Here is a 22,403-nt window from a genome sequence, read left to right as displayed (position 1 = left end):
CTCTACCCCTTCAAAGTCCCACCGGCCGCAACAACGGCCTCAGGCGTATCGACATCGAGATGTGCCGCCTCGCCGATCTCGACATCAATGACCGGAAGCCCCGATGTTTCGATGATATGCCGGGCGCCCACATCGCCCTCCAGCCGCATCACGGCGTTCAAGACCGAGCGCGGCAGGATGACGGGATTGCCGCGCTTGCCGCTCGATACCGCCCGCACGATCGCCTTGCCGTTCGCCTCCCGGAAGGCGGCCATCAGGGCTTTCAGATCATCGCTGGTGACGCCGGGCATATCGGCCAGCATAACAAGAACACCATCGGCCCTACGTGCTGCCCGTGTGCCGACACCTGCAACCAGCGAACTGGCCATGCCCGAGCCATAATCCGGATTGAATACCGCCTCGACGGTGAGACCATTGAGTGCGGTTTCGATCTCATTGCGCCGGTGCCCCGTGACGACGACGATATCCGATATGCCGCTTGCAATGGCGATAGATGTCGACCGGCGTACCAGCGGCACGCCGTCGAATTCCGCCAAAAGCTTGTGCGAGCCCCCCTCACCCATGCGGCTCGCCTTTCCCGCAGCCAGCAGGACGATGGCAACCGAGATCTCCGACGGCGGTTTGTTGACGATGTCGCGCGGCCGCGGGCGTGATTGAATTTCCATGAGCAGCCCTCCAACGCCCATGGCACTGATATCCCGCCGCGTCGGTTGTTCGCCGGCTAATATGCGATCCAGCACCCAGTCGAAGCCATTCTCCTTCGGACTGCGCGCGCATCCCGGCGCCCCGACGACATAAATGTCGCCCACCCTGCCAAGCACCAGCAGATTACCCGGATCGACTGGCATGCCGACCTGAATGACCTCGCCGCCGGCAAGCCGGATCGCCTCCGGAATGACATCACCGGCATCGATGACAGCCGACGCTCCGAAAACGATCACCAGTTTCGCCAGCCGGTCCTGCGCAGCAAGAGCGCGACGGATCGCGCCGGCAACATCGGCTGCTCTATGGGCAACCCGCTCTTCCCGCTGCAACACACTGCCCGAAGGCTGCAGTCGCTGCGATAATATCCGCGCCGTCTTGTCCATCACCGAAGCCTTCAGCGACGGCAGCTCCGTGGCGACAAGCGATATGGCGTGCGGCATGAAGGGCTTGACCTCGAAAACCGGCATCCGCCGCAAAATTTCGACACCTGAAGCGATTTTGACTCCGGAAACGGCGAGCGGAATGATCTTGAAGGTCGCCACCATGTCGCCTGCTCGAACAGGTACATGGTCTGCAAGACAGGCAAGGGTGATCGCCGGATCGAGATTGTTGACGCGATCGACCGCTATACGATTTGCAACAAACAGGCCGTCGACGGTGCTATGGACATTCACCCGTCCCGTCGCGGCTTCAGAAAAAGTCAGATGATCGGGGGCGACTGCCCGCGCCAGCTGCTCGGCCGCCTCGTCTTCCATGAGGTCGCCCGGTTCGATACGCGCGGCGATAACGCGGTCAATTCCAGCCGCAGCGAGCCGCTCGATGTCTCCGCCGGTGAGCTTATGCCCCTTGGAAAAGCCGCCGTCCGCCAGCCGAACGGAATGCGCGAGAACAGCGCCCTCCGCCTCCATTGTCAAAAATTCGCCGAAGATCATGGATAGCCGCCTTTTGGCGACGAGACATCCCGCCCGCGAAGCGAGCCGATGATTTCAGCCAGGATGGCGACGGCGATCTCGGCCGGACTTGCAGCACCGATAGGGAGCCCGATCGGCGCATGGATGCGGCCAAGCTCAGCTTCGCTCACGCCTTCCCGCTTCAGACGTTCCAGGCGGCTGGCATGCGTCTTGCGGCTGCCGAGCGCGCCGACATAGAAACAGCCCGTCTTCAACGCCTGAATGATCGGCTCGTCGTCGATCTTGGGATCATGGGTCACGGCGACCAGCGCCATATAGCTGTCCAGCGGCCGCTCTTTCAGCGCATCCACGGGCCAGTCGGCAATTAGGTCTATGCCTTCGAAGCGCTCCGGCGTTGCAAAGGCGGTGCGCGGATCGATGATCGTCACATCGAAATCCGCTAGGGCCGCCATTCGCGCGAGAACCTGGCTGATGTGCACGGCACCGATGATAACGATGCGCGGCGGCGGCAGATGCACGTTGAAGAACAGGCTCTGTCCGTCCACCTCGAGAGCTGTTGACTTGCCCGAACGGAATGCCGATGCCGCGGCGTCGGCGAGTGAGCCTTCCAGCACATCGCCTTCAACGATGAGCCGATCCGGGCCTCCGGAGAGATCGGTGACAAGGATCGCCGCCTGCCGCCTGCGTCGCATCTCATTCAGCCGCGCCAGTATCTGCCGATCCATCAGGCGAGCCTTTCGACATAGACGCGGATGCGGCCGCCGCAGGAGAGACCCACGCGCCAGGCCGTTTCATCGGCGACACCGAATTCCAGCATGCGCGACTTGCCCGTTTCGATGACGTCCAGTGCCTCGGTAATGACGGCACCTTCGACGCAACCGCCGGAAACCGATCCGTGAAAATTACCCTCGCCATCGATCACGAGATGACTGCCCGACGGGCGCGGCGCGGAACCCCACGTATCGACAACGGTCGCCATCGCGACGCTGCGTCCCGCCGACACCCATTGCTCCGCAATCACGAGCGGATCCAGACTTTCGGATATATCTGACATCGGAGCCTCATTGCTTGCCGAGAAACCGTCGCGGATCATAGGAATCCGCGCGGCCGGCGGTGAGCGCCGATACGAGATCGGCTAGAGATAATAGATTGTGAACGGGACGGAATTCGTCAACATGCGGCAGCATTGCTTTTACACCGCGCGCTCGGGCCTCGAAACCCGCGAAGCGCAAGAGCGGATTGAGCCAGATGAGCCGCCGGCAGGAGCGATGCAGCCGATCCATTTCCGCGCTAAGCAATTCCACGCCTTCGCGCTCCAGCCCGTCTGTGATTAAGAGCACGATTGCGCCCTGCCCCAGCACGCGGCGCGCCCATAATCTGTTGAACTCCTTCAGCGTCTCGCCGATGCGTGTTCCGCCCGACCAGTCGCGCACAGCTGCCGCGCATTCGTCCAGCGCCTGATCCGGGTCCTTGTGGCGCATCGCTCTGGTGACATTGGTCAGGCGCGTTCCAAACAGAAACGTATGCACACGCCGGCGGCGCTCGGTCAGCACATGCAGGAAATGCAGGAAGATGCGCGTATATTGGCTCATCGAGCCTGAAATGTCCGCGAGTACTACCAGTGGCGGCTGGATTTCCTTCGGCTTCCGGAAGCGCGGCAGGATCAGCGCTCCTCCGGTGCGCAGCGCGGAACGCATTGTCGCGCGCGGATCGACCTTGGCCGCTGTGCGAGATGGTGCGAAACGGCGCGTGCGCACACGATCCAGTGGCAGTTGCAGCTTCTCCAGCTCCTTCTTGGCAACAACAATCTCTGCCGCTGACATCTGCGCGAAATCCAGATGGCGCAGTACCTCGCTGCCGGAGCTTGTAAATCGCGCATCTATCTCGATATCGGGCGTCTCGCGCTGCGGGCTCCGGTCGCTCCGATCGCTCAATAATGCATCGCTTGCCCGACTCTCGCCCGGTTTCGGCTTCTCCTTCTCGCGATGGTCAGGTGCGACCGGCGACATCATCGCGATCATTTTCGCAACGAGATCGCGCGAGCGCCAGAACAGCCGGAACGCCTCGTCGAAGACGACCAGATCTTCATGCCGCTTGACGAAAACGGAACAGAGGGCAGCATGAAACTCCTCGCGGGAACCGATGCCGATGGCCTCGACCGCTTCTATGGCGTCGGCAATCGCCCCAGGACCGATCTTCAGGCCGGCCCTGCGGAGCACCCGGCCAAATAGCACGATATTGTCAGCGAGGCGCCCGTCACCGGGCGGTGACGGCGCAACGATGATGCCATCGTCTACACTCGGCTCCATGGCTCATCCCGCCGCAAGCAGTTCGGATTTGACTTCGTCCAACACACGCTTGCCTTCGGCGCCCTGAATGCGGGCGATATCGTCCTGATATTTCAGCAAGGTGCCGAGCGTATCCGAAACGGTCTCCGGATCGAGCGCCAGCCGATCGAGCTCCGTTAAAGCGGTCGCCCAGTCGATCGTCTCGGCGACTCCCGGATTCTTGAAGAGATCGAGCGTACGCAGCTTCTGGACGTAAGCGACGATCTGGCGCGAGAGCACTTCATTGCAGCCAGGCACCTTGCGGCGGATGATCTCAAGCTCCTGTTCGGCCTCAGGATAATCGACCCAATGATAGAGACAGCGTCGTTTCAAGGCGTCATGCACTTCGCGCGTCCGGTTGGTGGTGATGATGACGACAGGCGGCTCTGCTGCCCGGATCGTCCCGAGTTCCGGCACAGTCACCTGAAAATCCGACAACACTTCCAGCAGGAATGCCTCGAAAGCCTCGTCGGTGCGATCAAGCTCGTCGATCAGGAAAACAGGTGCACGCCCGCCGACACCGGACAGTGCCTGCAATACCGGCCGGCGGATCAGATAGCGCTCGGAAAAGATATCGGCTTCGATACGGTCGCGGTCGGCGAGGCCGGATGCTTCCGCGAGGCGGATTTCCAGCATCTGCGCCGGATAGTTCCATTCGTAGACGGCCGAGGAAACATCCAGACCTTCATAGCATTGGAGGCGGATCAGCGGCCGGTCGAGCGCCTTCGCCAAGACCTTGGCAATTTCTGTCTTGCCGACACCAGCCTCGCCCTCCAGGAAGAGCGGCCGCTTCATTTTCAATGCAAGAAACAAAACGGTGCCGAGCGTGCGTCCGGCCAGATAGTCATGAGCGCCGAGCAACGCCATCGTCTCATCGATCGAACCCGGCAACGAAGGTAAAATCTGATCCGCCATGATAACTCCCTTGCAGGGGTTATAGCGCGTGATAGCCCCGGTTCATATAGAGGAGTGCCGGCTTCGGCTCGCTATAGCGTAGAGCCATCACCTCGCCAAAGATGATGTTGTGCGTAGAGGCCTGCTTGATCTCAATCACACGGCAATCGAAGGCGGCAAGAGCATCGGCAAGCACTGGCGCACCCGTCACCAGCGTCTCGAACTTGCCGGTAGCGAAACGTTCATCGACGGTCAGCTGCGTCTTGCCGGAAAAGGCATCGGCCAGGGCCTGATGATCCGCACCGAGCGAATTTAGAGCGAAAATGCCGCTTTTGAAGAAGATCTCGTTCTTAATGTTGCTGTTGTTGAGGCAGATCAGAACCGTTGCAGGGCTGTCCGATACCGAGCAGGCCGCCGTGATCGTCACGCCGCGCCGCTCAGCACCGAGCGCCGTCGTCACCAGTTGCACATGCCCCGCATAGCGGCTCATGGCATCGCGATAAAGCGCCGGGTCCATACGTTGCCTGTCTAGCACCACCGTCTCCTTTGTTGAGTCGTGCTTGCCTAACATTCAATATGACGGTCAGGTGTTAGCTTTTCTACAATAGCATTATTGAAAACAGAGCGATTTTGCTGCTTTTTCTTTGACGATGCCCCGCAGATGGATAAATAGGGCAGGAAAATTGTCCGGGATACTCCATCGATGAACGTTCTGCGTCGCCTTCCACTCCTGCTTGCGCTGCTTTCGGCAGCCGGCAGCAGCTATGCCGCAGGAATTCACATCGGCGTGGTCGCACCACAGGACGGCAATTTCGCAACGCTCGGGGCAGAGATAACCGGTGGCGCAAATTTCGCGATCCAGGCCCAAAAGGATACGGCGACCGTGGTCAACGAGCCTTGTACCGAGGATGGCGGCCGAGCCGCAGCTGAAGCGCTGGTAGCCGCCAAAGCACAAGTCGCGATCGGCTTTCTGTGCACGGAGACCTTGGAAGGCGCGCTGCCGCGCCTCAAGGATGCCGGCATTCCCGTCATCACCGTTTCCGTACGCTCGCGCATTCTCATGGAAGACGCGCTGAAGAATGGCTGGCCGCTCTTTCGCCTCGCGCCGGTCGATAGCGCCGAGGCGGCCGTGGCGATCGACACCATTTTGAAAAATTGGGCCGCGGAACCGATGGCGCTGATCGATGACGGTACGATACACGGTCGCGAACTGGTCGGCGCGATCCGCAACGCGCTCGAGGAAAAGGGGCTAAAACCGGTCTTCACCGATACCTATCGCCCCGGTCAGGATCAACAGATCGCCCTCGTGCGACGACTGAAAAAGGCGGGTGCGACACGCGTCTTCATCGGCGGCGACCGCAGTGATGTTGCCGTGATCGCGCGCGACGCTAAGAGCGAGAATATTCCGCTGGCCCTGATGGGCGGCGATGCCATGCGTGCCGCAGATCAGCCTCTTCCCTTGCTGGAGGGTGTGCAGGCAATCGCTCTGCCCGACTATGCCAGCCTGCCGGCAGCTCAGCCCACGGTACAGGCAATGCGTGCGGCCGGTACCGAACCTGACGGCTATACTCTGCCGGCCGCAGCATCGGCTCAGATTGCCAGCCAGGCAGCGGACAGCGCCAAGGCGGACAATAAACCCGTCGCAGAAAAGCTCGTGGGGACAGTTTTCCAAACAGCGATCGGTCCGATCTCGTTCGGACAGAACCACGAATTGACAGAAAATCCCTATCGCCTGCTGGAATGGCGGGGCAATGCCTTCGTGCCGGTGACGCCATCGAACTGATGGTAAGCCGTTCTGGCGGTTGTTTGCCCGCGATAGCGGTGCTAATCCAGGCGCGAAATAATCAGTTGGAGCTCAGCTACCCATGACCTTGCCGATCCGTATTGCCCCTTCCATTCTCGCCGCCGACTTCGCCAAGCTCGGGCAGGAAGTCAAGGATGTGACCGAAGCCGGTGCCGACTGGATCCATCTCGACGTCATGGACGGCCATTTCGTGCCGAACATCTCCTTCGGCGCCGATGTCATCAAGGCACTGCGCCCCTATACGACCGCGACCTTCGACTGCCACCTGATGATTTCGCCGGCCGATCCCTATCTGGAAGCCTTCGCCAAGGCCGGCTGCGACCGCATCACGGTTCATGCCGAAGCCGGCGTGCATCTGCATCGCTCGCTGCAGACGATCCGCCATCTCGGCAAGAAGGTCGGCGTCACCCTCAACCCGGCAACACCGCTTTCCGTGCTGGAAAACGTGCTCGATGATATCGACCTGATTTTGATCATGTCGGTCAATCCGGGCTTCGGTGGCCAGAAGTTCATTCCGGCCATGGCTGATAAAATCCGCAATGCCAAGTCCCTGATCGGTGACCGTCCGATCGAACTGGAAGTCGATGGCGGCGTCTCCGTTGAAACAGCCCCTCTGATCACCGCTTCCGGCGCCAATGTCCTCGTTGCCGGTTCGGCGATCTTCAAGGGCGAATCGGTCGACGCCTATCGTCAGACGGTCGGCGATCTCCGGGCTGCCGCCGAACGAGGCCGCGTTGGATCAAATTAATCCGACCGATGTCTTTATCGCGACGGGCCGAGTACGGACCGTCGCCTCGCATTGCCTGGAAGTTCTGGGTGGTGCTCTCTGCTGGGGTGCGGCCATGTCCACCTCGGCGATTACGGCGCTCTATTTGCGCAACGGATTGCTGACCAGCCACATTGCCGCCCTTACCCTCGTCTATTTCTTCGGCGGCGCCCTCTCCTGGCTCATCCTCGTGCCGCTCACCCAACGTTTTGCCCGTCGGCGGCCGACCGGCGCACGCTTTGCCGCCTTCTTTCTGGCCCTCTCCATCGGCACCGCGGCCATAACGGCCTTCCTCTTCGCCATGGACTACCGCTGGTTCTATTCGCGCTGGCATGCGCCATTCGGCTCGCTTATCTGGATCTTCCAGTTCCTGTTCACCGGCGCCAGTGCCGTCTACCAGTTCGCCGTCCTCGGCCTCACCCTGTTTTTGCCATTCGGCCTGCTATGCCTGACAGCTGTTTCGGCCTATCTTGCGCGACGGGCGCGTTGAAGTCCCGCTAAACATTGTGCCCATGAAACATTGTGATTACCGCCCGTCTTTGTTATGGGGGCGCCGAGTTCTCCTTGTCCCGTTAGCCAAGAAAGCTTTGAGCCTATGATCCCGCGCTACTCCCGACCGGAAATGGTCGCCATCTGGTCTCCCGAAACGAAGTTCCGTATCTGGTTCGAGATCGAGGCCCATGCCTGTGACGCGCTGGCCGCGCTCGGCGTCATTCCGAAATCGGCGGCGGATACGATCTGGGAAAAAGGTGGCAAGGCCACTTTCGACGTCGCACGCATCGACGAGATCGAGGCCGTCACCAAGCATGACGTCATCGCCTTCCTGACGCATCTGGCCGAAATCGTTGGACCGGACGCTCGCTTCGTGCATCAGGGCATGACCTCCTCGGACGTGCTCGACACCTGCTTCAATGTCCAGCTCGTGCGCGCCAGCGACCTGCTCATCGCCGATATCGACAAGCTGCTGGAAGCCCTGAAGCGTCGCGCTTTCGAGCACAAGGACACCGTCACCATCGGCCGTTCGCATGGCATCCATGCCGAGCCCACCACCTTCGGCGTCAAGCTGGCCCTCGCCTATGCCGAATTCGAGCGCTGCAAGCAGCGCCTGATCGCGGCGCGCGAGGAAGTCGCCACCTGCGCCATCTCCGGCGCCGTCGGCACCTTTGCCAACATCGATCCGCGCGTCGAGGAACATGTCGCCGCCGCCCTCGGCCTGAAGCCGGAGCCGGTCTCCACCCAGGTCATCCCGCGCGACCGCCATGCGATGTTCTTCGCCACGCTCGGCGTCGTCGCCTCCTCGATCGAGCGTCTCGCCACCGAAATCCGCCATCTGCAGCGCACCGAAGTTCTGGAAGCCGAGGAATATTTCTCGCCGGGCCAGAAGGGTTCTTCCGCTATGCCGCATAAGCGCAATCCGGTGCTGACGGAAAATCTGACAGGCCTCGCCCGCATGGTCCGCTCCTATTCCATCCCGGCCATGGAGAACGTCGCTCTATGGCACGAGCGCGATATCTCGCACTCCTCCGTCGAACGCATGATCGGCCCTGACGCGACCGTCACGCTCGATTTCGCGCTGGCCCGCATCACCAGCGTCATCGACAAGCTTCTGGTCTACCCGGACAATATGATGAAGAACTTGAACAAGTTCCGCGGGCTTGTTCATTCGCAGCGCGTGCTGCTGGCGCTGACCCAGGCCGGCGTATCCCGCGAGGATTCCTATCGCCTCGTCCAGCGCAATGCCATGAAGGTCTGGGAAGAAGGCAAGGACTTCCTCGAGGAACTGCTGGCCGACCAGGAAGTGCGCGCCGCCCTTTCGGAAGCAGATATCCGCGAAAAGTTCGACCTCGGCTATCACACCAAGCATGTCGACACGATCTTCAAGCGGGTTTTCGGCTAGAATTTCCCGCTTTCGATTGCGCTTTGCTTGAGGCGGTGCGGCTGACGCGCCGCCTCTTTCCTTTGTCGGCGGATTTGGCCGCGATAGCGCGGTCATACTCGATGCTCTCGCCAGCCTTGCCCTGACTTTGTCCAGGTTCGCGCTTTGCCGCCTTTTCGACCAGCCGGTCGAGGTGCTTCAGATCCTCTTCGTCAAGATTCTCGATCCCGACAAAGCGGTTCTCGGCCGCGCTCGTCAGGATGAGTTCGTTGAGCTTGGCCTGGATGGCCCGCGTATCGCGCGTCTGCGCATTCTGGAGCAGGAAAACCATCAGGAAGGTGACGATCGTTGTGCTGGTATTGATGACCAGCTGCCATGTGTCCGAGTAGCCGAAGATCGGCCCGGTCGCGCCCCAGAGAACGACGGAGAACAGGGCAAGCACGAAGATGGCCGGTTTGCCGGTCCATTCCGAAACGACAACCGCGAACCGAGTGAAAATATGCGTAAGTCGCGTCATGATCCGCATCTCCTGATGATGCGGATCAACGTAAGAAACCGCCCCGCGGTTCCAATGATGACGGCTTCGGCCTATGCCGATTTCGTCTAGCTCTCGGTCACAATCAGCTTGCGATAGAGATGCCAGGACGCGTGACCGAGAATAGGCATGACGACCGCCAGTCCGGCAAAGATCGGGATAGTGCCGATGACGAGCAGCGCCGTCACGATCAGGCCCCAGACCGCGATCGGTACCGGATTGGTCAACGTCGCCCGGATGCTCGCATCGACCGCGGCGACGACACCGACGTCGCGATCCAGCAGCAGCTGGAACGTAACGACCGTTGTCACCAGCGCGACGAGAGCGAAGAGGAAGCCGATTAGATCGCCCCAAAGCATCATCGCCATGCCCTCGCGCGTCGTCAGCACGCTCGACACGAAGGATGAAAGCGTCGGAGGAACACCGTCGCCGAAGTAGATGAAGTAGATGCTCTGCGCCACGAAGAGCCAGACGATGAACAGACCGAACAGCATGAGGCCGGCAACGATGATCGACGGCAAGGCCGATGAGAAGCGCACGTCGAACGCATGGCTCCATGACGTATCCAGCCCCTTTTCCCGCCGCCTGCTGATCTCGTAGAGGCCGATTGCGGCCAGCGGCCCGAGCAGAGCGAAACCGGACATCAGCGGAAACAGCAATGGCAGCAGATTCTGGTCGGTGCTCCAGATCGCCAGCGCAATGCCGGCAATCGGATACATCAGGCACAGAAAAACATAATGCGATGGCTTCTCGCTGAAATCGTCCAGCCCCATCTTCAGGGCGTCGACGAGATCGGCGACACCGATCTTACGGATGGCGGGGCGCGTAAAAGTGTGGTCTGCTCCAGCCATGACGTGAAAGGCCGTCATAATGCTCTCCTCCTCAACCGTGGTACTCGGCTGGCGGTTCAAGATGGCGGCAAACGGGGCGCCGACATCGTCATTCGCTACCGGCAGCGGCAATCCTAGCAAATTTTGCCGCAATTGTCGCCTTTTTCCCTTGACAGTTGGCCTCCCCTTTTCCACATCGGCGAAATCATGAAAGCCTCCGACGCAAACATCCTCATCATCCCCGGCTATACGAATTCCGGCCCCGACCACTGGCAGACGCGCTGGGAGCAGAAGCTCTCGACCGCACGGCGCGTGGAACAGGCGGAATGGTCGAAGCCCGTACGCGACGATTGGGTGGCCCGCATTGCCGAGGAAGTGAATGCCTCGGACAAGCCCGTCGTCCTCGTCGCGCATTCGCTCGGTGTTCCCTCGGTGATCCATGCGATCCCGCATTTCCGCAACAAGGTCGCTGGCGCCTTCTTCGTCGCGCCGCCCGATGTCGCCAATCCGGCCATCCGGCCGAAACATCTGATGACGTTCGGCCCCTATCCGCGAGACCCCCTACCATTTCCGTCGATCACGATCGCAAGCCGCAATGATCCCTTCGGCAGCTACGAACATGCGGATGATATTGCCAACAGCTGGGGCTCGCTGCTGATCGATGCCGGCGAATCCGGCCATATCAATACCGAATCCGGTCATGGGCCCTGGCCGGAGGGCACTATGGTCTTTTCGAAGTTTCTCAGCCAGCTGAAGCCGTAGTATTATTCATAAACGATGATGGATGGAGGCGTGCCTCGCCTCACTAGCCTGTGAAGTACCTGGCACTTTCATTCCATCGACAGATAAAAGCCTGTAAAACAGGCCATGACTGGACCCCGAATCTTGCATTGGCACCCCGCCAAGGCCGGAATTCCGAGGAAGGAGGCGCAGGCGGATTGTGAATTCGCTTCTTATCCGTTATGGGGACGCCCACATACGATCCACTTGCGCTGTCCCATGAGCGCCAAAGACAGAGAACAATACCAATGAACCGTCGCCGCCGTATTTACGAGGGCAAGGCCAAGATCCTTTACGAGGGGCCTGAGCCGGGCACGCTGATCCAGTTCTTCAAGGACGACGCCACCGCCTTCAACAAAAAGAAGCATGAAGTCATCGATGGCAAGGGCGTACTGAACAATCGCATCTGCGAGTATATCTTCAGCCATCTGAACAAGATCGGCATTCCCACCCATTTCATCCGCCGCCTCAACATGCGCGAGCAGCTGATCAAGGAAGTGGAGATGATTCCGCTCGAGATCGTCGTGCGCAACGTTGCCGCCGGCTCGCTCGCCAAGCGCCTCGGCATCGAGGAAGGCGTGGTTCTGCCGCGTTCGATCATCGAGTTCTACTACAAGTCCGACGCGCTCGAAGACCCTATGGTTTCCGAAGAGCACATCACCGCCTTCGGCTGGGCCAACCCGGCCGAGCTGGATGACATCATGGCGCTTGCCATCCGCGTCAACGACTTCATGACCGGTCTTTTCCTCGGCGTCGGCATCCAGCTCGTCGATTTCAAGATCGAATGCGGCCGCCTTTTCGAAGGCGACATGATGCGCATCATCCTCGCCGACGAAATCTCGCCGGACTCTTGCCGTCTCTGGGATATCGAAACCCGGGAAAAGATGGACAAGGACCGCTTCCGTCGCGACATGGGCGGCCTGCTCGAAGCCTATTCCGAAGTGGCTCGCCGCCTCGGCATCATCAATGAAAACGAACCCGTGCGCGGCACGGGCCCGGTTCTCGTCAAGTAAGTTCAGAAAGGACAATCGTGATCAAGGCTCGTGTAACCGTCACGCTGAAGAACGGCGTTCTCGATCCGCAGGGCAAGGCAATCGAAGGCGCACTCGGCGCACTCGGCTTTGACGGCGTCCATCAGGTCCGCCAGGGCAAGGTCTTCGATCTCGAGCTTGAAGGCACCGACAAGAACAAGGCGGAAGCCGATCTCAAGGCCATGTGCGAAAAGCTTCTCGCCAATACGGTCATCGAGAACTTCAGCATTTCGATCGACTGATTGTCCTCTTTCGCGAGCCATTCTTCCTTTGTCTGAGGCAATGGAGTATGGCTCACGAAGCACTTCCAGCGATTATCCCTTTGCCTATTGCGGGACCAGCATCATGAAATCAGCAGTCGTCCAACTTCCAGGCCTCAATCGCGATCGCGACATGATCGCCGCGCTGACCAAGATTTCCGGCCATGCGCCCGTAACGGTCTGGCAGACGGAGACCGAGATTCCGGATGTCGACCTGATCGTCATTCCCGGCGGCTTCTCTTACGGCGATTATCTGCGCTGCGGCGCGATCGCCGCCCGCATGCCGATCATGCAAGCGATCAAGGACAAGGCCGACAAGGGCGTCAAGGTCTTGGGGGTCTGCAATGGTTTCCAGATCCTGCTCGAAGCCGGCATGCTGCCGGGCGCGCTGATGCGCAACGCTTCGCTGAAATTCGTCTGCCGCGAAGTGAAGCTGGAAGTCGTCAATGCCGAGACGGACTTCACCGCTGCCTATGCCAAGGGCCAGGTCATCCGCAGCCCGGTCGCACATCACGACGGCAATTATTTCGCCGATGCTGAGACGCTGAAGGCGATCGAGGACAACGGCCAGGTGGTCTTCCGCTACGCCGAAGGCACGAACCCCAACGGCTCCGTCAATGACATTGCCGGCGTCATGAACGCCAAGGGCAATGTGCTCGGTATGATGCCGCATCCGGAGAACCTGATCGAGGCGGCCCATGGTGGCAGCGATGGCCGCGGCCTCTTCGCCTCCGCGCTTGGCGTGGTCGCAGCCTGATAACGACCGATCCCCTATCGGAACCATAAAATCGGCGTCTTTGCATAGAACAGCAGGGCGCCGCAAAGCGATCCGGTACACTTTAGCAGACCAGACCTAATCGCCTCATTGGAAAGAGATTGATGCGCCCTCGCCTCCTGACAGGACTTTATTCCGCCGCCGCCATCGCGATGCTTGGGCTGTTGGTCACGTCGTGCGGCCCGCGTCCGCCGAGCATCACTGCGACCGATCACAGCGCCCTGTCGACGATGGAGCGTATCATGCTCAACGCCAATGCCTGCTGGTTCAAGTCTTCGGACCCGGCTTTCGCGAATTATCAGCTCGCTCCGGAGCTCAACTCCTTCACCGGTCGCCCACGCATCCTCGTGGTCGACAAGAAGCATCCGACCGGTCGGCCATCGCTCGTTGTGCAAGCGGAAGGCAATCCCGCGCAATTACAGGCCTTCGGTCCGATGATGTCAGGCGCCTCCGGCGGCCGCATCACGGGCGACGTCAACCGTTGGGCTGCAGGCTCGAAGGGCTGCCAATAACGGTTCCGCCGCCGTCGTTCTGTTGCCAGCGAATAGGGTAGCGCTCGGCGCGAAACAAGCTCACCTTCAGGGTTTCCCAATCCACGCTTCGAACGCTTTGGGTTCGACATTGCCGCCGCAAAGAACGGTTGCCACAGTCTTGCCGGCGAAACGCCGTGGATCCTCAAGAATGGCGGCAACGCCCAGGGCGGCAGCGGGCTCCACGATAAGTCCGGAATGTAGGTATAGGAGTCGCATTCCCTCCTTGATGCCGTCCTCGCTGACCAAAAGAGCGTCGTCGGCGACGACCAATAGATCATCGAGAACTTCCGGGATCACATAGCGCCCGGCCACGCCATCGGCGATGGTGTTCGGGGCGCCCGCGTCCACGATCCGCTTGGCCTTGAAGGAAAGAGTCATAGCCGGTGCATTTCGGGGCTGGACTGTGATGATCTCCACACTTGGCTGTCGGCACTTCAGGACATAGCCGATACCGGTAGCCATCGCCCCGGCGCCCAGAGAAACCAAGACGGCATCCAGCGCTTGAGGAAATTCGGAAAGCTCGAGCCCGATGGTCGCGGCACCTTCACAAGTATCGAGGTTCTTGCTGTCCTCCACGAGGAAGGCACCCGTTTCCTCGGCGAGATCGGAGGCTGCTTGGAGCGCGGCTTCGATCTCCCCTTCGACCAACACCACATTTGCTCCGAATAGCCGCATCTTTTCCACTTTGAGGGCATTGGCGGCGACGGACGCCGTTACCGTGACGTCAAAGCTTCTCAGTCGGCCGCCATAGGCGAGTGCCTGGCCCAGATTGCCCGCGCTAGCGCAGACGACCGATTTCGTATCGCCTTGTGACTGGAGCCTAGCCAAAACCATCTCGGTGCCACGCCCCTTGAAGCAGCGCACAGGATTCATCGTTTCGACCTTGAGGACAATCCGGCAGCCCAGCGCCCGGCTCAAACTTTCGCAGACGTATTGCGGTGTATGCCGAAAGACCCAGTGTATGGTTGTGGCAGCAGTTTCGATTCGATCGATATCCAAGCGCATATGAGCCCCCATTGCGTTTCCTTATAGGGCCCAGGCGGTCGGCATTCAGGGCTGCGTTCCACGATGGTTCTCCATCACAATCCGCCAGTCGCGCAGCCACTGCAAACTCGTTCACAAGCTAGGCGATGTCAAGGATTTGAAATGGGCCGGATAAGAGGCACATTGGCCTGATATGCGGCTCAGCCCACTCAATCCCAGAAGAACGACTTATTGACTTCCTTTACCACCTCGCGACGCGTCAGGCCGATGTCGTGTAACTGATCATCGGTCAGATCTCTTAAAACCCGCCGTCCCTCGCGCTTCTCCAGCCAATCCCAATAGGACGTCCAGAGCCGGCGCAACATATGCGGCCTTGGCTGCGCCGCTCTAATTCCCACGCCCGCCGCGCAGGGGTCTCCCGCTTCGGTCGAACAGATTGTAGCCATTGTACTCATCTTCATTTCCACATGATGGTGACAATTTCGATGCATCGAGCCAAACGATGCAAATTGACTCATACTCTTGACTCGACGACAGGGACAATCTAAGAAATTGTCATTATGACAAATTGGCTTCCTGACATTTCCAGCGGAACCGGCCCGGTCTATATCCGCGTCGCCGACGCCATCGAACACGCGATTACCCATGGCGTCTTGCCGCCCGGCACCAAGCTGCCGCCGCAGCGCAATCTCGCCTATGATATCGGCGTGACCATCGGCACTGTGAGCAGGGCCTATGCCCTTGTGCATGAACGCGGTCTGGTCGCCGGCGAAGTCGGCCGCGGCACCTATGTTCTGGAACGTTCGAACGGCAAGCAGATCGAACTCGTGGATCCGATCACGCAGGCGCTTGCCGGCACGCGCGGCCTGAACACGCCGGATGCCAAGATCCGCTTCGATACGACCGCCGCTCCCGATATCGGTCAGGGCACGATCATCGGCAAGCTTTTCGCCGACATCAGCAGTGAGCATCAATCCGAGATCTCTTCTTATTCAAGGAATTTCCCGGCGAGCTGGTTTGAGGCAGGACAGATCTGGCTTGCCCGCAACGGCTGGCAGCCGGCAATCGAGACAATCGTGCCGACGCTCGGCGCCCATGCCGGCGCCATTGCCGTCATTTCGGCCGTTACCTCCCCGGGGGACAAGATCGTCTTCGAGAATCTCACTTATACGCAGATCAGCCGCGCCGCACGCCTGCTCGGACGCCGCACGATCCTGGTGGATTCGGACGAGCATGGCATGATCCCTGAGGATTTCGAGCGCCTGTGTCAGCAGCAGCATCCTCGCCTCGCCTTCCTGATGCCGACAGCCCATAATCCCACCCTGGTGACAATGCCCGAGGCAAGACGCCGCGCGATTGCCGCCATTGCGCGCCGACATAGTGTCTGGCTGATCGAGGACGATCTCTATGGCGGCATGACCGGCGACCAGAACCCGCTTATGGCCACCATTGCGCCGGAGCGAACTTTTGTCGTCAGCAGCCTTTCGAAATCGGTGACCGCTGGCGTGCGCGGTGGCTGGGTCGCCTGCCCGCCGCATTTCGCCCAACGCATCAAAGTCACCCATAAGATGACGACCGGCGGCCTGCCCTTCATCCTGGCCGAAACCTGCGCGCGGCTCGTCCTTGGTGGTCACGCATTGGAATTGCGTCGCAAGGCGGTCGAAGAAATCAAGGCCCGCGAACAACTTGCGCGCGTGGCATTGGCGGGCTTTGAATTCAATTCGCATCCGCATCTGCCCTTCCTGTGGCTGAAGCTGCCCGAACCCTGGCTGTCAGGCACCTTCAAGAACGCCGCCCTGACCGAGGGTGTGTTGATAGATGACGAAGACGAGTTCAAGGCGGCGCGAATCGAACGGGTTTTCCACAGGGTCCGTGTCGCCTTTTCGTCGCCCCCACAGCGAGAAGATGTTGCGGCCGGCTTTATGACATTACGCAGGTTGTTGGAAAACGGCTCATCGGGATACGATAGTCACATTTAAGCAAGCCTTATCAATTTATCGACGTACATCTTGCGCAAATGCGATTTCGCCGTCTCGACTCTTAGCACGCTACCATTCTATCAATGAAAAATGAGGATTCGCCCGCCACACCAGGGGGAGTGCATGGCTATTGCAAGCTTTTTCAGCAAACGTTTAGTTCCGAGTTTTCTGGTAATCAGTTCGGTATTTGTTGCAGGTCAATCGGCCGCAACCGCTGCAGATGCGGTGGCAGCTACTCCCGCCGCCCCAGTCAAGATTTTCGACGAATTGCGTTTCGGCGCGAGCGGCTCCATCCAGAGCGGCAACGAGCATGAAAGCGGTGTCTTCCCGGATGTCCAGGTACTTTTCAATCCGTTCGGCTATAATCCGACAGCAGATTGGAAGGATCAGCTGACGCATCCGCGTATCCACGTAGGCACATCGATCGGCACGTCAGGTTCCGCGACGCAGGTCTATGGTGGCCTTTCCTGGACGCTGACTCACAGCAACGGCATCTTCACCGAACTCGGCTTCGGCGGCACGGTGCACACGGGTAACCTGGACGACTGGCGAGAGCATGGTCCGATGCTCGGCTGCCGTCTGCTCTTCCACGAATATGCCGGCCTCGGTTATAATTTCGACAGCCATTGGAACGTGATGGCGCAGATCGCGCACTCCTCGCATGCCAATCTTTGCGATGGGCCTAATGGCGGGATGACGCGCGCCGGCATCATGGTTGGCTATAAATTCTGACCGCGCGAGGCGGTCTCCTATGGCCGCGCGCTTGATTTTCGTTGCATCTACGCCGGCGTGTTGTGAACGCCGGTGATTTTCCTGTCGCACGACAGGGAGACTTGCGCTAAAGAGACCCCGATCCCTGACCGGTCTTCAAATCCTTTACAGGCAAGGACACTCGAGCGCCCATGACCATTTCCAATTCGATCCAGATCACCCCCGAACTGATTGCTGCTCACGGCCTCAAGCCGGATGAATATCAGCGCATTCTGGATCTGATCGGCCGTGAGCCTTCCTTCACCGAGCTTGGCATCTTCTCCGCCATGTGGAACGAGCACTGCTCGTACAAATCCTCCAAAAAGTGGCTCCGCACTCTGCCGACCAAGGGACCGCGCGTCATTCAGGGCCCGGGCGAGAATGCCGGCGTGGTCGACATCGATGATGGCGATTGCGTCGTCTTCAAGATGGAGAGCCACAACCACCCCTCCTATATCGAACCCTATCAGGGTGCTGCGACCGGCGTCGGCGGCATTCTGCGCGACGTCTTCACCATGGGCGCCCGCCCGATCGCTGCCATGAACGCCCTGCGTTTCGGCGAGCCGGATCACCCGAAGACCCGCCACCTCGTCTCCGGCGTCGTTGCCGGCGTTGGCGGCTACGGTAATTCCTTCGGCGTTCCGACCGTCGGGGGCGAAGTCGAGTTCGATGCGCGCTATAACGGCAATATCCTGGTCAACGCCTTCGCGGCCGGCCTCGCCAAGTCGAATGCCATCTTCCTGTCGGAAGCCAAGGGCGTCGGCCTGCCGGTCGTCTATCTCGGCGCCAAGACCGGTCGCGATGGCGTCGGCGGCGCGACCATGGCGTCGGCTGAATTCGACGAATCGATCGAGGAAAAGCGCCCGACCGTTCAGGTCGGCGATCCCTTCACCGAAAAGTGCCTGCTGGAAGCCTGCCTGGAACTGATGCAGACGGGCGCCGTCATCGCCATCCAGGACATGGGTGCCGCCGGTCTCACCTGCTCCGCCGTCGAAATGGGCGCCAAGGGCGACCTCGGCATCGAGCTCGATCTCGACAAGGTGCCGGTGCGCGAAGAGCGGATGACGGCCTATGAAATGATGCTGTCGGAAAGCCAGGAGCGCATGCTCATGGTGCTGCAGCCGGAAAAGGAAGCCATCGCCAAGGCGATCTTCGTCAAGTGGGGCCTGGATTTCGCGATCGTCGGCAAGACGACGGACGACCTGCGCTTCCGGGTCATCCATCAGGGCGAAGAAGTCGCCAACCTGCCGATCAAGGATCTCGGCGACCAGGCCCCGGAATATGATCGGCCGTGGCGCGAGTCAGACAAGCGCGCCGCCCTGCTGGCCGATCTCGTTGCCGCGCCGGAAGACTACGCGCAGGCTCTGCTGAAACTCGTTGGCTCCGCCAACCAGTCCAGCCGCCGCTGGGTCTACGAGCAGTACGATACGCTGATCCAGGGTAACTCTCTGCAGCTTCCCGGCGGCGACGCCGGCGTCGTCCGCGTCGAAGGCCATCCGACCAAGGCTCTCGCTTTCTCGTCCGACGTCACACCGCGTTATGTCGAAGCCGATCCGTTCGAAGGCGGCAAGCAGGCCGTCGCCGAATGCTGGCGCAACATTACGGCAACCGGCGCCGAGCCGCTGGCTGCGACCGACAACCTGAACTTCGGCAATCCGGAAAAGCCTGAGATCATGGGCCAGTTCGTCGGCGCCATCAAAGGCATCGGCGAAGCCTGCCGCGCGCTGGATTTCCCGATCGTCTCCGGCAATGTCTCGCTCTACAACGAAACCAATGGCGTCGCGATCCTGCCGACCCCGACCATCGCCGGCGTCGGTCTCCTTCCGGACTGGAAAGCGATGGCCCGCATCGGCTCAGCCTCCGAAGGCGACCGCGTGTTGATGATCGGCCTCGACGGCAGCCATCTCGGCTCTTCGATCTATCTTCGCGATATCATCGGCTCGACGGATGGCCCTGCTCCGGAAGTCGATCTCTTCGCCGAACGCCGCAACGGCGATTTTGTGCGCTCCGCCATCCGCAACGGTCAGGTCACCGCCTGCCACGACATCTCCTCCGGTGGTCTGGCGCTCGCTCTGGCGGAAATGGCGATGGCTTCAGGCAAGGGCCTGCGGATCGATCTCGGCGAATGCAAGACATTGCCGCATGCAGCCCTGTTCGGCGAGGATCAGGCTCGCTATGTCATCGCTGTTCCGGCCGATGTCGCCGACTTCGTCTGCATCAATGCCGAAAGCGCCGGCGTGCCTTTCCGCCGCCTCGGTACCGTTGGCGGTGACGCACTCGTCGTCGACGGGCTGTTAACGCTTCCGGTTGAACAGTTGCGCGAGGCGCATGAATCGTGGTTTCCTGCCTTCATGGATGGCGGCGCGCTCGCCGCTGCTGAATAATCGAGGTACCACTCATGCCCATGAACCCCGGCGATATCGAAGACATGATCAAGGCCGGCATTCCCGGCGCCAAGGTGACGATTCGCGACCTGGCCGGGGATGGCGATCACTATGCTGCGGAAGTTGTCGCGGAAGCCTTCCGCGGCAAGAGCCGCGTGCAGCAGCACCAGATGGTCTATGATGCCCTGAAAGGCAATATGGGCGGCGTGCTGCACGCCCTTGCGCTGCAGACGTCAGCGCCCGACTGAGAGCGCCTGCGCCTCTTCGCCGGAGTTGAAGCTCAGCTCCGGCAATCTCTTCGGTGAGAATTCAGCGAAATCCGAGGCCGGCAGCGGACCGGCCGTTATCAGCGTGAAATCGAAAAACGCCTTCACATCGGGGCCGAGCACATATTGCCGGTGAACCCGCAGGAAATCGCGCTTAATCTTCTTGTAATGCGTCTCCGACAGCATCTGCTTGAAACGTATGAACAGGATCGAAGCCTGCCGGGCATCCTCGTGCCCGCAAACGGCGGCAACCTTTGTCTTATAAAAATGGATCGCATCGGTCAGACAGTGAACGTCGAGCCAGAAGATGTCCTTGCAGCGTGCGATCAATCCCACGCGTGAGCGCAGCACCTTTGCCGGCCGCATGAGGGCGCATTGCAGGATGGCACTGCCAAGCGTCGTAAATACCACGCGCTTGCCCAGCAGCAGCTCCGGCTCGCGCTCAAGCAACAGGCCGACCACGTGAGCTGCCACGGACGAGCCCATACTATGCGAGGAGATGACGAATTCTTCGACGTCGGGCTCATCCAAGGCTTGCCGGACGCTGACGGCGCTCGCTTCCAGCCATTGTTCTGCGCCTATTCCGTTCAGCCCCGCCATCGCGACTGCCATTTCCCAGTCGGAGAAAAGATGCAGAGTATGCAACTTCTCGGCCTGCGGCAGGAAGACATAGACGAAGAAGGCGACCGCGAGCGCGATACTGCCGATATGGCTCCAGGCCGGCAGTCCGAACAGGATTGGCGTAAACGCAATCGACAGGCTGAGAACAAGGCCTGCGAGCATCAGCAGAAAGGGAAAGATGAAGAACAGGCCGAAGCGCCATGCATGACGGAAATAGCCGGCCATGCCGCCCGAAATGGCAACCCTTGCGGCAGCGAGATAGCCCTGGATGAGCCGCGTAAAGAACGGCCTGCCGTTCAGGACGGCAACCAGATCGTTATGATCGACGATATGAATGCGGCTTTGGGTATGCCAATCCGCAGCCGTCGCCGTGACATCAAAATACGGTGCCCTGCCAAAATTCTTCAATTCTCCCACCGAGGCGGAAAAATCCCAGGTGGCGGCGCTCTGCCGGGCGGAACGCTCATAACGAGCCCGATGTGCGGCAGCATTCAGCGGCTCGAAGCCAGGGAAGTGGAGAACCACCCTCTTCTTGATAGAATTCATATTGTAGTCTGTCCCCGGGGCGCCAGTAGCACTGATGAAATCTGAAAATCAGCCAAGACCATGGCCTGCTGGCTTTTTCATGGCAGACCGCAACAAATCGTCCAAAAACAAAAAGATAGGGGCAAACGCTTATAATCGCGTCAGCCCGCATGACGGATGCACATCGTCCTCAGCCGGCTTTTTCGCCATGCCGAGGGTAAAATCCGAATTCCGGCATATCAGCATTCCCGGCGCGGATATGGAGAGATATCGGCACAGGAGTCCAGCGACGGCGCAGTTATTACTTTCTCGGCGACCGGCGGCGTGGTCGATTGCGGCGTCGGTGCGGTCGAGGCCCGGTAACCGAAAGCGATGCTCAGAATGAGCACGATGGCACTGACGGTCACGGTACTGTTCAGAATCGATGCTCGTGGTGTGCGCACATGCTCGTAATATTCCCGCTCGCCTTCGCTCGTATCTTCAGAGCTATAAAATTCCCGCTCTTCACCAACCTGCCCTTCGGAATAGTGATGGTGGCTCATGGAGTCCGCTCCCTCAAGAAATATGCGAATGCAATGCCGACAGGGACCGATACGCGCCAAATCGCATCAATCGGTAAACTCTAACAAACATACCGATGGTTTGTAAATTAGGTAGCATACTAATATTCATCGTCCCTTGATTTCAAATTCATGTGTGTTGTTCAGGGCTGGAGTTGAAGGGGTGATTTCAAAACGCACTGTTCAGAAAAGGCAGTCAATCGACACCTTTTGAACGTTCCTGTTAACGACTGATGCCGGAAATCTATTCATGCGATGAAAAAGACGGCACCTACGTTTTGCCGCTGGAAATCAAGCCGGACGCTTG

General features: G+C 59.8%; 25 protein-coding genes and 1 riboswitch. Of the genes, 13 read left to right on the top strand and 12 right to left on the bottom strand.

All coding sequences use genetic code 11. The features are described 5' to 3' along the window. Positions 1 to 2: 2 nt before the first annotated feature. Genes AC13QY_RS15435 through AC13QY_RS15410 form a run of 6 tightly spaced genes read right to left on the bottom strand, consistent with a single transcriptional unit; the run spans position 3 to position 5,372 of the window. A complete protein-coding gene (locus tag AC13QY_RS15435) occupies positions 3 to 1,637 on the bottom strand; it encodes an NTP transferase domain-containing protein (protein WP_488493647.1) in 1,635 nt (544 codons plus the stop codon). Next, positions 1,634 to 2,341, bottom strand: coding sequence for an XdhC family protein (locus AC13QY_RS15430; protein ID WP_488493646.1), 708 nt, complete (start codon positions 2,339 to 2,341; stop codon positions 1,634 to 1,636). Before AC13QY_RS15430 ends, AC13QY_RS15435 begins: the two co-directional genes overlap by 4 nt. Continuing rightward, complete coding sequence (locus AC13QY_RS15425) at positions 2,341 to 2,670, bottom strand: XdhC family protein (RefSeq protein ID WP_113332612.1); 330 nt, start codon at positions 2,668 to 2,670, stop codon at positions 2,341 to 2,343. Before AC13QY_RS15425 ends, AC13QY_RS15430 begins: the two co-directional genes overlap by 1 nt. 7 nt (positions 2,671 to 2,677) lie before the next feature. After that, positions 2,678 to 3,925, bottom strand: a complete 1,248-nt coding sequence (locus AC13QY_RS15420; RefSeq protein ID WP_488493645.1) for a vWA domain-containing protein — start codon at positions 3,923 to 3,925, stop codon at positions 2,678 to 2,680. 3 nt (positions 3,926 to 3,928) lie between these two features. Then, the gene (locus AC13QY_RS15415) at positions 3,929 to 4,858 is read right to left on the bottom strand and encodes an AAA family ATPase (RefSeq protein ID WP_488493644.1); all 930 of its coding nucleotides are present in this window, start codon (positions 4,856 to 4,858) and stop codon (positions 3,929 to 3,931) included. Positions 4,859 to 4,877: 19 nt separating this feature from the next. Further along, positions 4,878 to 5,372, bottom strand: a complete 495-nt coding sequence (locus AC13QY_RS15410) for a flavin reductase (protein WP_152092784.1) — start codon at positions 5,370 to 5,372, stop codon at positions 4,878 to 4,880. Between the two features lie 168 nt (positions 5,373 to 5,540). Here AC13QY_RS15410 and AC13QY_RS15405 point away from each other — a divergent pair, with 168 nt between their 5' ends. The 4 genes from AC13QY_RS15405 (at position 5,541) to purB (ending at position 9,304) form a co-directional block, all read left to right on the top strand. Further along, positions 5,541 to 6,620: an ABC transporter substrate-binding protein gene (locus tag AC13QY_RS15405; RefSeq protein ID WP_488493643.1), complete on the top strand. Its 1,080-nt coding sequence runs from the start codon at positions 5,541 to 5,543 to the stop codon at positions 6,618 to 6,620. An 82-nt stretch (positions 6,621 to 6,702) separates the two neighbouring features. After that, positions 6,703 to 7,389 (top strand): ribulose-phosphate 3-epimerase, encoded by a 687-nt coding sequence (gene rpe, locus AC13QY_RS15400; protein WP_113355534.1) that lies wholly within the window; start codon positions 6,703 to 6,705, stop codon positions 7,387 to 7,389. Positions 7,390 to 7,405: 16 nt separating this feature from the next. Continuing rightward, complete coding sequence (locus tag AC13QY_RS15395; RefSeq protein ID WP_371864915.1) at positions 7,406 to 7,897, top strand: hypothetical protein; 492 nt, start codon at positions 7,406 to 7,408, stop codon at positions 7,895 to 7,897. A gap of 105 nt (positions 7,898 to 8,002) precedes the next feature. Then, the gene (gene purB, locus AC13QY_RS15390; RefSeq protein ID WP_092716414.1) at positions 8,003 to 9,304 is read left to right on the top strand and encodes an adenylosuccinate lyase; all 1,302 of its coding nucleotides are present in this window, start codon (positions 8,003 to 8,005) and stop codon (positions 9,302 to 9,304) included. Here the strand turns inward: purB and AC13QY_RS15385 are convergent. Both AC13QY_RS15385 and AC13QY_RS15380 read right to left on the bottom strand, forming a co-directional pair. Next, positions 9,285 to 9,800, bottom strand: a complete 516-nt coding sequence (locus AC13QY_RS15385) for a low affinity iron permease family protein (RefSeq protein WP_145631027.1) — start codon at positions 9,798 to 9,800, stop codon at positions 9,285 to 9,287. The genes purB and AC13QY_RS15385 overlap by 20 nt on opposite strands. Before the next feature lie 86 nt (positions 9,801 to 9,886). Beyond that, a complete protein-coding gene (locus AC13QY_RS15380; protein WP_488493642.1) occupies positions 9,887 to 10,687 on the bottom strand; it encodes a DUF2189 domain-containing protein in 801 nt (266 codons plus the stop codon). Positions 10,688 to 10,855: 168 nt separating this feature from the next. Here AC13QY_RS15380 and AC13QY_RS15375 point away from each other — a divergent pair, with 168 nt between their 5' ends. From AC13QY_RS15375 to AC13QY_RS15355, 5 genes are all read left to right on the top strand, one after another. After that, complete coding sequence (locus tag AC13QY_RS15375; protein ID WP_069613004.1) at positions 10,856 to 11,410, top strand: RBBP9/YdeN family alpha/beta hydrolase; 555 nt, start codon at positions 10,856 to 10,858, stop codon at positions 11,408 to 11,410. A gap of 266 nt (positions 11,411 to 11,676) precedes the next feature. Next, positions 11,677 to 12,441, top strand: a complete 765-nt coding sequence (gene purC, locus AC13QY_RS15370) for a phosphoribosylaminoimidazolesuccinocarboxamide synthase (RefSeq protein ID WP_069613005.1) — start codon at positions 11,677 to 11,679, stop codon at positions 12,439 to 12,441. A 17-nt stretch (positions 12,442 to 12,458) separates the two neighbouring features. Further along, positions 12,459 to 12,701: a phosphoribosylformylglycinamidine synthase subunit PurS gene (gene purS, locus AC13QY_RS15365; RefSeq protein WP_069613006.1), complete on the top strand. Its 243-nt coding sequence runs from the start codon at positions 12,459 to 12,461 to the stop codon at positions 12,699 to 12,701. 103 nt (positions 12,702 to 12,804) lie between these two features. Then, a complete protein-coding gene (purQ, locus tag AC13QY_RS15360; RefSeq protein ID WP_095435003.1) occupies positions 12,805 to 13,476 on the top strand; it encodes a phosphoribosylformylglycinamidine synthase subunit PurQ in 672 nt (223 codons plus the stop codon). A gap of 122 nt (positions 13,477 to 13,598) precedes the next feature. Then, positions 13,599 to 14,006, top strand: coding sequence for a hypothetical protein (locus AC13QY_RS15355; protein ID WP_113355527.1), 408 nt, complete (start codon positions 13,599 to 13,601; stop codon positions 14,004 to 14,006). A 66-nt stretch (positions 14,007 to 14,072) separates the two neighbouring features. Here the strand turns inward: AC13QY_RS15355 and AC13QY_RS15350 are convergent, their stop codons facing one another. Both AC13QY_RS15350 and AC13QY_RS15345 read right to left on the bottom strand, forming a co-directional pair. After that, positions 14,073 to 15,032, bottom strand: coding sequence for a threonine ammonia-lyase (locus AC13QY_RS15350; protein WP_113355606.1), 960 nt, complete (start codon positions 15,030 to 15,032; stop codon positions 14,073 to 14,075). 21 nt (positions 15,033 to 15,053) lie between these two features. Continuing rightward, positions 15,054 to 15,134: riboswitch (ZMP/ZTP riboswitch) on the bottom strand. Positions 15,135 to 15,220: 86 nt separating this feature from the next. Beyond that, entirely contained in the window at positions 15,221 to 15,466 is a 246-nt protein-coding gene (locus AC13QY_RS15345; RefSeq protein WP_113355525.1) for a DUF1127 domain-containing protein, read from the bottom strand. Positions 15,467 to 15,571: 105 nt separating this feature from the next. Between AC13QY_RS15345 and AC13QY_RS15340 the strand changes: the two genes are divergently transcribed. From AC13QY_RS15340 to AC13QY_RS15325, 4 genes are all read left to right on the top strand, one after another. Beyond that, on the top strand, positions 15,572 to 16,990 hold the full coding sequence (locus AC13QY_RS15340) for an aminotransferase-like domain-containing protein (RefSeq protein ID WP_113355521.1): 1,419 nt from the start codon (positions 15,572 to 15,574) through the stop codon (positions 16,988 to 16,990). Positions 16,991 to 17,215: 225 nt separating this feature from the next. Continuing rightward, positions 17,216 to 17,722: an acyloxyacyl hydrolase gene (locus AC13QY_RS15335; RefSeq protein WP_233788699.1), complete on the top strand. Its 507-nt coding sequence runs from the start codon at positions 17,216 to 17,218 to the stop codon at positions 17,720 to 17,722. A 170-nt stretch (positions 17,723 to 17,892) separates the two neighbouring features. After that, the gene (gene purL, locus AC13QY_RS15330; protein WP_113355520.1) at positions 17,893 to 20,124 is read left to right on the top strand and encodes a phosphoribosylformylglycinamidine synthase subunit PurL; all 2,232 of its coding nucleotides are present in this window, start codon (positions 17,893 to 17,895) and stop codon (positions 20,122 to 20,124) included. A 14-nt stretch (positions 20,125 to 20,138) separates the two neighbouring features. Beyond that, positions 20,139 to 20,372, top strand: a complete 234-nt coding sequence (locus AC13QY_RS15325; protein ID WP_004108912.1) for a BolA family protein — start codon at positions 20,139 to 20,141, stop codon at positions 20,370 to 20,372. On the opposite strand, the gene AC13QY_RS15320 is transcribed toward AC13QY_RS15325, so the two are convergent. Both AC13QY_RS15320 and AC13QY_RS15315 read right to left on the bottom strand, forming a co-directional pair. Continuing rightward, the gene (locus AC13QY_RS15320) at positions 20,358 to 21,557 is read right to left on the bottom strand and encodes a hypothetical protein (RefSeq protein WP_113355519.1); all 1,200 of its coding nucleotides are present in this window, start codon (positions 21,555 to 21,557) and stop codon (positions 20,358 to 20,360) included. The two genes, AC13QY_RS15325 and AC13QY_RS15320, sit on opposite strands and share 15 nt — an antisense overlap. A 218-nt stretch (positions 21,558 to 21,775) precedes the next feature. Then, positions 21,776 to 22,078 (bottom strand): hypothetical protein, encoded by a 303-nt coding sequence (locus AC13QY_RS15315; RefSeq protein WP_113332585.1) that lies wholly within the window; start codon positions 22,076 to 22,078, stop codon positions 21,776 to 21,778. Positions 22,079 to 22,403 lie beyond the last annotated feature (325 nt).

This window comes from Martinezella sp. CNPSo 3795 (assembly GCF_057784475.1).
Note: the sequence above shows the minus strand (reverse complement) of the source record. Positions and strands in the feature narration are given on the sequence as shown.